Source organism: Dysgonomonas sp. 521, assembly GCF_010501055.1.
GTDB lineage: Bacteria > Bacteroidota > Bacteroidia > Bacteroidales > Dysgonomonadaceae > Dysgonomonas.
Genome location: NZ_QVMO01000082.1, coordinates 5,245 through 17,703, shown reverse-complemented (window position 1 = coordinate 17,703; position 12,459 = coordinate 5,245). Strand labels below are relative to the sequence as shown.

Below are 12,459 nucleotides of genomic sequence, written 5' to 3'. Positions count from 1 at the left end.
CAATAGTTCTTAGCAATTTTTTTTATGCTCTTTTTAGCGTCTTTTTGGCTCCGCCGATTTTCAATTCCCTTTTTACTCTTGGTTTAGCCCGCTAATTAGCTCTGCTGACCGTTGGTTCTGCTAGCAAAAATGATTGAAATCCATCTAAAAATAGCTATAAAAAAAGACGAAGGAAAAGACATAATAAAAAAATCGTATAAAATTTAAACAGACTCTTAATTAAATTTTTAAATCATGTTATTTGTACCCTTAGTAGATGTAGCGGATGTAAACAATCAGGCACTGATTATAGAAAGTATGCAGAACGTACAGGAAAACTCCATCGCCTGTGTCAACTGGCCGGAGAAATTTCCGTCTGCTCCGAAAGTATCTTTCAAGATTGCCCATAATGGAGAAAATATCTTCCTCCAGTTCTTTGTAGAAGAGAATGAGATACTGGCAAAGACAACGGAAGACAACGGCCCGGTATGGACCGACTCCTGTGTCGAATTCTTTATTTCCTTCGACAACCTGTCCAATTATTATAACGCTGAATTTTCGTGCATCGGAAAGGCTTTGTTGGGTTACAGAAAAGATAAGATAAATGCTACGCATGCCGACAGTGCGATACTCAACTCCATAAAACGCTACCCAAGCCTCGGCACAGAACCTATTGAAAAGAAACAAGGCGACTTTAAATGGAATATGCTTGTAGTCGTTCCTGTCACAGCCTATTGGCAATCCGGCTTAAGCTCTTTCAACGGAGTAAAAGCGCATGCTAATTTTTATAAATGCGGGGATGGGCTGACTACGCCTCATTTTTTATCATGGAATCCTATCCACGCAGAGAAACCGAACTTCCATATTCCTCAATTTTTCGGCGACTTGGTCTTTGAATAGGAATAAATGTATTGCAACAACATATAAACGTCAATAATAGAGGGAGATACCCCTTGTTATTTTTATGTTAAAAATAGTTTCACAGCTCATTTTTTTTTCTATCTTTGCGTCACGGAAACAACAATGATTGTAAATAGGTTGTTGTTTTTCTCTTAAATATGGATATATTTAATTTTTTATGAAAAATAACCTGTTCGATAGGTTTAAACCTAAAGAAAATAAGTTTTATCCACTTATGAGTGGAATGGCGGAAGTAATTGTAGCCGCATCGGATCTCATTATTGAATGCGTTCAAGTAACAAACCACAACGAAGCTGTAGAATACTACAAGAAAATTAAAGAGCAAGAACGTAAAGCCGACACCCTTCAGAATCAGATTTTCGAAGAACTGAATGAAACGTTTATCACGCCATTCGACAGAGAGGATATAAACCATTTGTCTTCTACAATGGATGATGTAATCGACCTCATCAACAGTTGTGCAAAACGCATTATGCTTTACAGTCCGAAGGTTATGCCGGAAGCTGCCGCACGTTTAGCTATGTTTGTAAGGGAATCTGCCGGTTTCTTGGTGCAGGCAATCGCTGAACTTGACGTACTGAAAAAGAATACGAATAAGATAAAGGAATACTGCGAACAACTCGGGGTAATAGAAAAGAAAGCTGATGATGTATATGAGCATTTCCTTATCGACCTGTTCGAGAATGAGAAAGACGCGATAGAAGTTATCAAGCTGAAAGATATCCTTCATGAACTGGAGCGTGCTACCGATGCTGCCGAAGCAGTAGGGAAGATTATTAAGACGATGATTGTTAAGTACTCATAATAATAAAAGAATGACTCTATTAATAATAATCATTGTTTTAGCTATCATTTTCGATTTTATAAATGGCTTTCACGATGCAGCTAATTCAATAGCGACAGTTGTGTCTACCAAAGTCCTTACTCCTACACAAGCCGTTATCTGGGCGGCCTTCTTCAATTTTGTAGCATATTTCATAGCAAAATATATTATCGGCGGGTTCGGTATCGCCGATACGGTATCCAAAACCGTTGATATGGATTTTATCATGCAAAATTTCGGCAACCCGTCTTTGGTTATCATCGCAGGGCTTATCGCCGCTATCTCATGGAATCTTATCACATGGTGGCTGGGAATCCCATCTTCATCTTCACATACGCTGATCGGGGGATTCGCAGGTGCAGGTATTGCAGCGTCAGGATTTCAGGCGGTACATTCCGGAGTCATCGGTATTATAGCCTTGTTTATCGTTGTTGCTCCGCTTATCGGTATGGTTGCGGGTAATATCATAACGCTGATAACATTGCATTTTGCTCAAAAGATAAAACCGGCAAAAGCAGAACGCTGGTTTAAGAATCTGCAACTTGTGTCTTCTGCCGGACTTAGTATAGGGCATGGACTGAATGATTCACAAAAAGTAATGGGTATCATCGCTGCCGCGCTTATCGCATATACTCAGACTACCCCGGATGTTCATCCGTGGTTGTACATGGGCTCTATGGATGATATGCACGACTGGGTTCCTCTGGCTTGTTTTACCGCGATAGCAGTAGGTACGATGTGCGGAGGCTGGAAGATTATGAAAACAATGGGTAACCGCATTACTAAAATAACCCCTATCGAAGGATTTTGTGCTCAGACGGCAGGAGCGTTAACGCTGTTCCTTACCGAAAAATGGCATATTCCGGTTAGTACTACGCATGTGATTACAGGTAGTATAATCGGTGTGGGTTCTATCAAGCGCCTTTCGGCTGTGCGCTGGGGGGTAACCAAAGACCTGCTTATAGCTTGGGTACTAACTATTCCTGTAAGCGCCCTGATGGCGATACTGGTATATCATACCTTAGGCTTGTTTGTCAAATAAATTAGATAAAGGATATAAACAGGGCGGGGAATCTGATGTAGATTCCCCGCCCTGTTTATATTTATCCGGAAATGCATCAGAGCAAACTGTCCGGATTCAGGTTCTTGCCTTCAATGTCCTTAAAGTAGTTATATGTTCCCACTTTCAGTTCATAAGTCGCGATTTCATCACAAACGATAATGCCTTTAGGGTGCAGTTGCAATGCGGTAATAGTCCACATTTGATTTACAGAGCCTTCCACAGCCTGAGCCAGTGCTCTGGCTTTGTTGTGCCCGTTTACCATAATCAGCACTTCTTTGGCGTCAAGGATTGTCCCTACTCCGACCGTCACCGAAGTTTTAGGCACCTTATTCACATCATTGTCAAAGAATCTGGAGTTTGCGATTATAGTATCCTGAGTCAGCGTTTTGATGCGGGTGCGTGACGATAACGAAGATCCCGGCTCATTAAACGCGATATGCCCATCCGGGCCGATACCACCCAAAAACAGATCAACACCACCTACCGCCTTCATCTTTGCTTCATAAGCCGCACATTCAGCATCCAGGTCAGCAGCGTTACCGTTCAGTATATTTACATTTGCGGCTTCAATGTCTATGTGGCTGAAAAAGTTGTTCCACATGAAGGTGTAGTAGCTTTGAGGATGATTCTGAGGCAGGCCTACATATTCATCCATATTGAAAGTAACTACATGGCGAAAAGAAACTCTCTTTTCCTGATAATGCTTTATCAATGCCTTGTACATACCCATCGGGGACGAGCCTGTAGGTAGTCCCAATACGAAAGGTTTTTCGGCAGTCGGGTTAGCTGCCCTGATTTTTGACACCACATAATTTGCCGCCCATTGGGAAAGCAAATCATAATTTGGTTGAATAATTAATCTCATGATTTCATCAGTTATCAGTTATCAGTCAACAGTTATCAACTCATAACTTATAATTTATAATTCGTTAAAGCGGATGATATTCTACAAAAGCTTCAATAGCTTCATAAGAAGCCAGTCCTAATTGCCTGTACAGCTCAGCGGTAGCACGGTTCCTGTCTTCGGAGCGTTGCCAGAACAAGCGTTCGTCATTACCCAGGAATGGAGCGCTTTCCATCTGGGACTGGTGTTTCAGTATCGCGTTCCTCTTCTTGCGAAGTTCTTCAGGGGAGATAGGCACAGCCATTTCAATATGGTCTATTTCCCATTCAGCCCATGCGCCACGGTACATCCAGAACCGGCAATCTTTTAACCACTCGGCACCCTTAAGCTCATCCACAGCCGCCAAGATGGCATCCAGGCAAACTTTGTGAGTTCCATGCGGGTCTGCTAAGTCGCCGGCAACAAATACTTCGTGCGGTTTTACGCTTTCCAGATAGTTCTTTACTATTTCTACATCAGCTTCGGAGATAGGGTTCTTTTTTACACGGCCGGTTTCATAGAATGGTAAGTCAAGAAACTTTACATTATTTGTATCCATTCCCACATAGCGGCAAGCGGTGGTCGCCTCCTGGCGGCGGATATGCCCTTTCATGAACAGGATGTCAGCTGTATCAACATCGCTTTCGCTCTTATCGTGTAGCAGGTATTGGAGTATCTCGGCATATTTCTTCTTCAGAGGTTCATTGCCTGCATCATATTTGACTCTTATATCTTCAAGGAACGAAACGTAGCGGATAACTTCTTCATCGCCTACCGCGATATTGCCCGATGTCTGATAAGCAACATGTACATCATGTTTCTGGTCTACTAGGCGCTTGAATGTACCTCCCATAGATATGACATCGTCATCGGGATGAGGACTGAAAATGATAACCTTCTTAGGATATGGATTTGCCCTCTCAGGACGATTGGTGTCGTCGGCATTCGGTTTTCCTCCCGGCCATCCGGTAATTGTATGTTGCAGGTCGTTGAATATCTTGATGTTCACATTGTATGCAGAGCCGTAAAGAGCCAGTAATTCCTCCAGGCTGTTGTCCTGATAGTCTTTGTTGGTTAGTTTCAATATCGGCTTGTTAACCTTGAAACATAACCAAACGATAGCCCTGCGGATCAGCTTGCTGTTCCATTCGCAGCTGGTTACTAGCCAAGGGTGGTTGATACGCGTTAAATCAAAAGCTGCGTTCAGGTCGATATGTACGCTGGCGGCAGGATGTGCCTGCAGGCAGGAAGCAGGGACAGCGTCAGAGATATGTCCTTCTACTACATCCCTAATGCTTTTTGCTTTATCTTCTCCCCATGCGATCAAAGCTATTTCTTTCGCTTTCATAATGGTGGACAAACCCATTGTTACGGCGCTTGGCGGTACTTGTTCCAGCGACCCGAATGTGTTGATAGCCTCTTTGCGTGACTGTTGATCCAGCAATACTAACCGTGTGTGCGAGTTCATGCTCGATCCCGCAATATTGATTCCTATATTACCCGCGCGTCCCAGACCTAATAGTAAATAGTCGATTCCACCTACGTTTTGTATGGTTTGCTCATAAGCCCTGCAATAGTTCAGTATCTCTTCTTTGGGAACAGAGCCGTCAGGAGAATATACATTATTCAGGTCTATGTCGATATAGTCAAGGAAAGATTCTTTCAGAAGTTTCAGGTTGCTGTTTGACTGCGGAGCCAACGGGTAAAACTCGTAGATATTGAATATTATTACATCCTTGAAACTGAGCCCTTCCTCTTTGTGTAAGCGGATAAGCTCCTGATAAATAGTTTGCGGGGAATGTCCACCGGGCAGAGCCAATACAAATTTCGCTCCGGCGACAGTCTTCTCTTTTATCTTTTTGGCTATATCCTTAGCAATGCTAAATGATGCGTCAATAGAAGATTCATAAATCTGTGTGGGCACTTTTTCAAAACGGGTCAAAGCAGATAGCTCAAACTCATTTTCGGGACGGTAGTACCTTGGGGATACTCTGTCCAATACGATTTGCGAACTTAAATCTAATCTCATGTTAAACGTTTATTTATGATTTTAATGCAATATTTTGTAAACAACTAATTCTCAAACGACTAAAGCCGCAGCTCCCAGAAGGTATATGTCTTCTTTTCGCGACAGCAGTATTTTTGCTCTTTTTATCGTTTCCGGATAAGGGAATGTGCTAATCTCCTCAAGCATTTTTTCAGAGAAAAGCTGATATCCCGAAGATATCCCTCCTCCTAAGATTATAGCCTGAGGGTCATACGTGAACAAGATGGTCTTGATGAGGCTTCCTATATGGCGTCCCAGTTCGCTCCAAAGCGATATCATATCTGTGTCGCCTATCAGTGCGAGGTTCAGGGCGTCTTTTCCTGTGATATCATTCCTGTCAAAGAATTTGCGGCTGCAATAGTATTCATAATCCGCATCGAGGTAAGGAAGGCTTCCAACCTCTCCGGCGCCGGTATTGTTGCCATTATATAATTCGTTGTTGATGATGATGCCTGCCCCTACTCCGGTTCCGAGCGTCACGCACACGATGTTGCGGTATGCGGTGCCTTCGCCGTAATAGCGTTCACCAAAAGCAAAGCAGTTAGATTCGTTATTGACAAAAACGGGGATTTTGAATTCCCTTTCAAGGATATCTTTGAGGTAAACCTTTTTCCATGAAGGGATATTTACAGTATTGTAAACAATACCTTGTTCTGCGTCTACTACGGATGGTACGCCTATGCCGATTCCTCTTATGTTGGAGTTCATTACCTGGCGGATCATATCGCACAAATTACTCAGGATAATATCTTCTGATGCAGCGGCATTGGTTGGGGCTTCTATCCTTTTATAAATTTGGCCTCCGTCCACTATGCCCATCCGGATTTTTGTCCCGCCTATATCTACGCCTATTCTCATGATTTCAACTGTATGATATCTGTTACTCTATTATAATGCAATGAAGCATCAATTGTTTATTATTAAGCATTTACAAGACCTCGTTTTTCTTTATAGATTCGTTAGGTAATGCAAATATATACAGTATTTTAAGAATTGCGGCAACCTCAAGTGTTAATTAACATTTAATCAAGGCATTTTTTTAAAGGTTAAAACATAAAGGAAGGATGTGTCATAAGCCAGTCATCGCATGTTTGATACAAGCTTCCCTAAAAAGCGAGACTCATTACGAGTGGATTACAGGCCAAGACCATAACAGCATTCCTTTAAGGCAACGTAATAAGATGTTTATATTTGCATGAATATTTTTTTGCCATGTATTAATCATGTGCTCAGAAAGAATCGTATGTTTTATGGAATTTTCAGGCTAAATTTATCTATTCTTACAAAAAGAAATATCATGCAAAAAACACGAACAATACTATTTTTACTATTCATATCAGCCGGCGTCTCACTGCTTGCACAAAGGATCATTCCGGCTCAGAAAAACGGGAAATGGGGCTATATCGATTTTTATGGAAACACAGTCATACCTTTCACTTACGAGGACGCCAGATTGTTTGACAGTTCGTATGCAGATGTCAGGTTAAATGGCAAATGGGGCACCATAGACAAACGCGGCAAGACCATAGTGCCCTGCAAATATAACAATGAACCTGAATGGTATAATGGAATGACTGCGACCGCCTCAGACAACAAGTGGGGAGTTATTGACAGTACAGGAAGGGAAATTGTACCCCTGCAGTTCGACACCATAATACATACATGGTATCGTATCAATAATCTTTTCGTAGGAAAAAAGGATGACAAATATTGCGCCTATTACAAGGATAAAATACTATTGCCACTCGAATATGAAAATCTGACAGTAGACTACAACTGCCATATCATAGCCTGTAAAAACGGAAAATACGGACTTGTGGACTCTTTAGGAACAACCCTAATACCATTTATTTACAATGACATCGACAAATGGACATACAAAGGGATCTATTATTTGAAAACAGAGAAGAACATAACCGAATATTACAATATAAATACAGGACAAAAGATGAACCGGAATGAATATAACGAACTGAGCTCTTTTGGATATGGCTACAAGGTGAGATCTTACGATGATTGTGATATTTACGTAAATAGAGAAGGAGTAAATGTATTTAACAAACGTTTCCATACTGCCCGATCTTTTTTCTGGGATATCACGATGGTTACTGATTTCGATCTTTCACGTTATTGTATAGACACACTGGGGAATAAACTATTCGATTTGCCGGAAGGATTCTATTTATGCAATTATTATAACAATCGTTTCGCAAAACTGGCTAATAAAAAAGAATCTTTATACGGCATAGTAAATAAGGAAGGTGAACAGATTCTGAAAAATGAATTCCAAAAGATCCTAGGCTGGGACAACAACTGCTTCAGTGTCTGCAAAGACAGCCTTTGGGGCATTTACGACAATAAAGGTAAATTAATATCCCATTTGTATTCGGAAATCGGAGGTTTCGGAGATGGTATGCACGCTGTAAGAAAAGACAACAAATGGGGCTATATGGATACTGCATACAATGAAGTTGTACGGCCGGCCTATGATGATTACACACCCTTTAGCGAAGGCCTGGCTAGCGTATGCCGCAATGGCAAATGGGGGTACATAAACAAAAAAGGAAAAATAGTAATCCCTTTCATTTACAATGAGGCAGGCGAGTTTGTTGATGGAACAGCCACCGTAAACTATAAAGGAAAATATGGCATTATTGACAGGCGAAACCGATATAAAGTACCTTTTGAATACGAACAGATACGCAAAGAGAAAGGCGCGAAATATGATAATTTGGAAGATATAGATTTAGTGATGGAATGGGATCGTCTTTATTTTAAAGAAGAGAAGATATGGCAAGACTAGGATATGAAAACTTGCTAAGTACATGACAAAAAATATTGGAGTTGACTTGAAAAAGCTTGACTTTCAAGACCGTAGGCTATCGACCCAATATCATCAAATTAAGGATTATGGTATCTTCATGTCCTGTAGAGTAACCGCACCAAAATTGAGCGTCATGCTTTTGGAGGTCTGTAGGGTATTCAGAAATGTGTACCGCGTAGCGGTTTCCTGTTTGTAGCCCTGTGCGCAAGTACGGGGAAATAGATAGTTAATCAAGAAAACGCCGCATAGCGGTGTTCTGTTAGTCCTCTTGGGAATCCTTCTTTTTCATTCCTGAGCCTTTCATATAGCACCGCTATGCGGCGCCGATTTTTATTACTTCACTTTACACTCTGTGCTCCCACACAGGGCTACAAACAGATGGCCGCTACGCGGCAAATTTTTAATGACGGGCGAAAGATATTTGGCGCCGCCGATTTTCAATTCGTTCTACAATGTCCCTACAAAGGATATACATTTTGATGCGGTTGCCCTTCATGTCCTGATGGTAAGGTTTTGATTAATTTAAAAATTGCTATCTTCGTATAGTTTTTATAAGCATCAGATTTTTGAGGTAATGAGTGACTTTTCGCAGACGGATATCAAATTTTTAGCCGGAGTAGGCCCCAAGAAAGCTGAGATATTAAATAAAGAAATCAATGTATTCTCAGTCGAAGACTTACTCTATTATTTTCCATATAAATATATCGACCGGAGCCGTATCTATTTTGTGCACGAGGTGGATGGCAATATGCCATACATACAACTGAAAGGGCGCATTACCGCTTTCGAAACATTTGGCGAAGGCCGCAAAAAACGGCTGGTAGGCCATTTTACCGATGGCACGGGCTTTATCGATCTGGTATGGTTTCAGGGAGAAAAATTCATTACGGATAAGTATAAAGTAAATCTGCCATATATTATTTTCGGAAAGCCCACGCTTTTCGGCGACAGATTCAATATTGCCCATCCGGATATAGACCCTTACATCAGTGAAGACGAACGTCCGGCGGGTTTGATGCCTTATTATAACACAACGGAGAAAATGAAAAACCATTATCTGAATTCGAAAGCGATTCAGAAAATAATGGCTGCCGCTTTCTCTTCTGTTGTAAAGAATCTGTCGGAAACCTTACCCGAAAGGGTAATACAGCAAGCGCGCCTGATGGGATTGAAAGAAGCTATGCGGAATATTCACTTTCCGGAAAACGCGGCACTCCTGCGTGAGGCGCAACACAGGCTGAAATTTGAGGAATTATTTTATATTCAGCTGAATATACTGAAATATATGGCTGAAAGGAAGTCGAAGCTGAAAGGGTTTGTTTTTACCAAAGTAGGGGATTATCTCAACAGATTTTACGAGGAGAATCTACCTTTTCCCCTGACCGGTGCTCAAAAACGGATTATAAAGGAGATACGGCAGGATATGGCTACCGGAGAGCAGATGAACCGCCTTCTGCAAGGCGACGTGGGCAGTGGCAAAACGCTCGTAGCCCTTATGCTGATGCTGATAGCGCTAGACAACGGTTTTCAGGCGGCTATGATGGCTCCGACAGAAATACTGGCCACCCAGCATTACCAGACGGTCACAGAATCGCTGAAAGGTCTTAACATAAATGTGGAACTACTGACCGGATCTACAAGAAAAGCGAAAAGGGAAAAGATACATAATGCCCTTCTGACAGGGGATTTGCACATCCTAATAGGAACGCATGCCCTGATAGAGGATACAGTGAGGTTTTCCAATCTCGGACTGGTAGTTATAGATGAGCAGCACCGCTTTGGGGTAGCCCAACGGGCAAAGCTGTGGACTAAAAACGTGAACCCTCCGCATATATTGGTAATGACGGCGACACCTATCCCGCGCACGCTGGCAATGACTGTTTATGGCGACCTGGATGTTTCCGTTATTGATGAATTGCCGCCCGGACGCAAACCTATCCAGACAATCCATCAGTATGATAAAAAACGTGGCGCGTTGTATGAATCGATACGCAAGCAGCTTCGGGAGGGCAGGCAGGTTTATATCGTATATCCGCTGATAGAAGAAAGTGAAAAGCTCGACCTGAAAAATCTGGAGGAAGGATTTGAGCATATCAAAGAAATATTCCCCGAATATACCGTATGCAAAGTACACGGGAAAATGAAACCCAAAGAAAAGGATGCCGAGATGCAGCGCTTTGTGGCAAACGAAGCACAGATAATGGTGGCGACCACCGTTATCGAAGTTGGCGTCAATGTGCCGAATGCATCCGTCATGGTTATAGAATCGGCGCAACGTTTCGGCTTGTCTCAATTGCATCAGCTGAGGGGGCGTGTAGGCCGTGGCGCAGACCAATCATATTGCATACTGGTTACACCTTACGAACTTTCAGCCGATACCCGCAAGCGTATCGATATTATGGTGGAGAGCAACGATGGCTTCGAAATAGCCGAGGCTGACCTGAAACTAAGGGGCCCCGGCGATCTGGAAGGCACGCAACAAAGCGGTATCCCGTTCAACCTGCGGATAGCCAATCTGGTGCGAGACGGAGAAATAATGCAGTATGCGAGAGAGGTCGCCCAAAAGATATTAGACGAAGACCCGTTGATGGAAAGGCCGGATAACCTCCTGCTGAAAAAGCAGTTGAAAAAGCTGGGAGGAAATAGGTATAACTGGGGGCTAATCAGTTAGGTGTTTTTCTACTACGAATCTTTTATATGGTTATCCAAAGCCTACGGAAGTTTAAATTTAATAGGCAAAGCATATCTCACTGCTACTTTTTTTCCTTTGTTTTCGCCCGGAATCCAGTTAGGCATTAATCCTACTATGCGTTCCGCTTCTTTTGCCAAGACCAGGGAAGTAGAAGAGCATTGTTCATTAAACCGGCAACGGACGACACCGAATACATCAGAAATTTCCCCCGTTGGCGATACGATAAATTGCACGACAACATTTCCTTCTTCCTTGTATTTTATTGACTCAGCAGGATATTGCATATTATCCGAGATGAATTTTCGCATTGCACTTACTCCACCGGGGAATTGAGGATGTTTGTCAGCAAAATCAAAGACCTCGCCCTGATACTGTTCGGGTTCCCGTGCCGGCAAAGGATACAATTTCAGCTTGCCATTTTCTGACTGATAAACACCACCAAGCAAATAAGTAGTCGCCACTATTTCCCCGTTGGCACGTTTACCGGGACGCCATTTCGTCATTGTTTTTGCTACACGCAGTACTTCGGCATCTAAAGCCGGGTAACTTCCGGCATAAAGGCTAAAACTATTTAAAGAACCGTCTTTTTCTACTATGAAATGTACAATAACACTATTGTCGCTTCTGTTCAGTGTTATTCCTGCCGGAAAACGCACATTATCATTCATATATTGCCATACATCGCCAGATGGATACTCCGGTAAAGTACCACCTTCTCTAAAAATATGGACATCTTTGACAGCTTCTTGTCGTGAAACATCACTCATTGTACCTGTATCTGCTATGTGAACAGAGTCCGGCAATGTTTCGGCATTGCTTGTTAAGTTTTGCTCTTCGTTATGTATTTTGGATGCAGGTTTTTGTTGTTCTTTCGAAGTGTTTCTACTGCATGCTGTAACTATTACCACAATACACAGAAGAGTGGTTATGTTTTTGAGATTTATCTTTTTCATCTTTATTAGATTTTAATTCATTATGCGAATTAGTATTTGCTTTTGTTTAAATTATATGTTCAATTTCATTAGTCGTTTTGCGAGACTCGGCATAACATAAAATAAATTTTAGTTCTGCTCTCGCTACTTAAAACGTTCTTTAATTTTTTGCATAAAGGCTATCTCAGGCTAAATACATTAGTTGCAGCTCGCTACTGCCGCGCCCTCCCGGGCTTGCCCCTTCTTTTGGCATTGCCCAAAAGAAGGCAAAAGGCTAGTGCTTTGTCCCTCGGCG

General features: G+C 42.1%; 9 protein-coding genes. 5 read left to right on the top strand and 4 right to left on the bottom strand.

The genetic code is table 11. From position 1 onward, the window contains the following. The first annotated feature begins 234 nt into the window (after nucleotides 1-234). The 3 genes from D0T84_RS18070 (at nucleotide 235) to D0T84_RS18060 (ending at nucleotide 2,765) form a co-directional block, all read left to right on the top strand. Entirely contained in the window at nucleotides 235-879 is a 645-nt protein-coding gene (locus tag D0T84_RS18070) for a carbohydrate-binding family 9-like protein (RefSeq protein ID WP_163309261.1), read from the top strand. A gap of 178 nt (nucleotides 880-1,057) precedes the next feature. Next, nucleotides 1,058-1,705, top strand: a complete 648-nt coding sequence (locus D0T84_RS18065) for a DUF47 domain-containing protein (RefSeq protein WP_163309260.1) — start codon at nucleotides 1,058-1,060, stop codon at nucleotides 1,703-1,705. A 10-nt stretch (nucleotides 1,706-1,715) separates the two neighbouring features. After that, nucleotides 1,716-2,765, top strand: coding sequence for an inorganic phosphate transporter (locus tag D0T84_RS18060; protein WP_163309259.1), 1,050 nt, complete (start codon nucleotides 1,716-1,718; stop codon nucleotides 2,763-2,765). A gap of 76 nt (nucleotides 2,766-2,841) precedes the next feature. Here D0T84_RS18060 and nagB read toward each other — a convergent pair whose 3' ends face one another. The 3 genes from nagB to D0T84_RS18045 form a co-directional block, all read right to left on the bottom strand. Continuing rightward, nucleotides 2,842-3,651 (bottom strand): glucosamine-6-phosphate deaminase, encoded by an 810-nt coding sequence (gene nagB, locus D0T84_RS18055; RefSeq protein ID WP_163309258.1) that lies wholly within the window; start codon nucleotides 3,649-3,651, stop codon nucleotides 2,842-2,844. Between the two features lie 64 nt (nucleotides 3,652-3,715). After that, nucleotides 3,716-5,698, bottom strand: a complete 1,983-nt coding sequence (locus tag D0T84_RS18050) for a glucosamine-6-phosphate deaminase (RefSeq protein ID WP_163309257.1) — start codon at nucleotides 5,696-5,698, stop codon at nucleotides 3,716-3,718. A 51-nt stretch (nucleotides 5,699-5,749) separates the two neighbouring features. Then, nucleotides 5,750-6,574, bottom strand: a complete 825-nt coding sequence (locus tag D0T84_RS18045) for an ROK family protein (protein WP_163309256.1) — start codon at nucleotides 6,572-6,574, stop codon at nucleotides 5,750-5,752. Nucleotides 6,575-7,013: 439 nt separating this feature from the next. Between D0T84_RS18045 and D0T84_RS18040 the strand changes: the two genes are divergently transcribed. Continuing rightward, nucleotides 7,014-8,519 (top strand): WG repeat-containing protein, encoded by a 1,506-nt coding sequence (locus D0T84_RS18040; protein WP_163309255.1) that lies wholly within the window; start codon nucleotides 7,014-7,016, stop codon nucleotides 8,517-8,519. A 595-nt stretch (nucleotides 8,520-9,114) separates the two neighbouring features. Further along, on the top strand, nucleotides 9,115-11,211 hold the full coding sequence (recG, locus tag D0T84_RS18035) for an ATP-dependent DNA helicase RecG (RefSeq protein ID WP_163309254.1): 2,097 nt from the start codon (nucleotides 9,115-9,117) through the stop codon (nucleotides 11,209-11,211). Nucleotides 11,212-11,252: 41 nt separating this feature from the next. On the opposite strand, the gene D0T84_RS18030 is transcribed toward recG, so the two are convergent. Further along, nucleotides 11,253-12,185 carry an energy transducer TonB gene (locus D0T84_RS18030; protein WP_163309253.1) on the bottom strand — a complete coding sequence of 311 codons (933 nt, stop codon included), beginning with the start codon at nucleotides 12,183-12,185 and terminating at the stop codon, nucleotides 11,253-11,255. Between the last annotated feature and the right edge of the window lie 274 nt (nucleotides 12,186-12,459).

Bases quoted from the DNA above. Each gene is read 5' to 3' on its own strand.
- nagB (WP_163309258.1), bottom strand. From the start codon at position 3,651: ATGAGATTAATTATTCAACCAAATTATGATTTGCTTTCCCAATGGGCG.
- D0T84_RS18040 (WP_163309255.1), top strand. From the start codon at position 7,014: ATGCAAAAAACACGAACAATACTATTTTTACTATTCATATCAGCCGGC.
- D0T84_RS18030 (WP_163309253.1), bottom strand. From the start codon at position 12,185: ATGAAAAAGATAAATCTCAAAAACATAACCACTCTTCTGTGTATTGTG.
- D0T84_RS18050 (WP_163309257.1), bottom strand. From the start codon at position 5,698: ATGAGATTAGATTTAAGTTCGCAAATCGTATTGGACAGAGTATCCCCA.
- D0T84_RS18045 (WP_163309256.1), bottom strand. From the start codon at position 6,574: ATGAGAATAGGCGTAGATATAGGCGGGACAAAAATCCGGATGGGCATA.
- recG (WP_163309254.1), top strand. From the start codon at position 9,115: ATGAGTGACTTTTCGCAGACGGATATCAAATTTTTAGCCGGAGTAGGC.
- D0T84_RS18065 (WP_163309260.1), top strand. From the start codon at position 1,058: ATGAAAAATAACCTGTTCGATAGGTTTAAACCTAAAGAAAATAAGTTT.
- D0T84_RS18060 (WP_163309259.1), top strand. From the start codon at position 1,716: ATGACTCTATTAATAATAATCATTGTTTTAGCTATCATTTTCGATTTT.
- D0T84_RS18070 (WP_163309261.1), top strand. From the start codon at position 235: ATGTTATTTGTACCCTTAGTAGATGTAGCGGATGTAAACAATCAGGCA.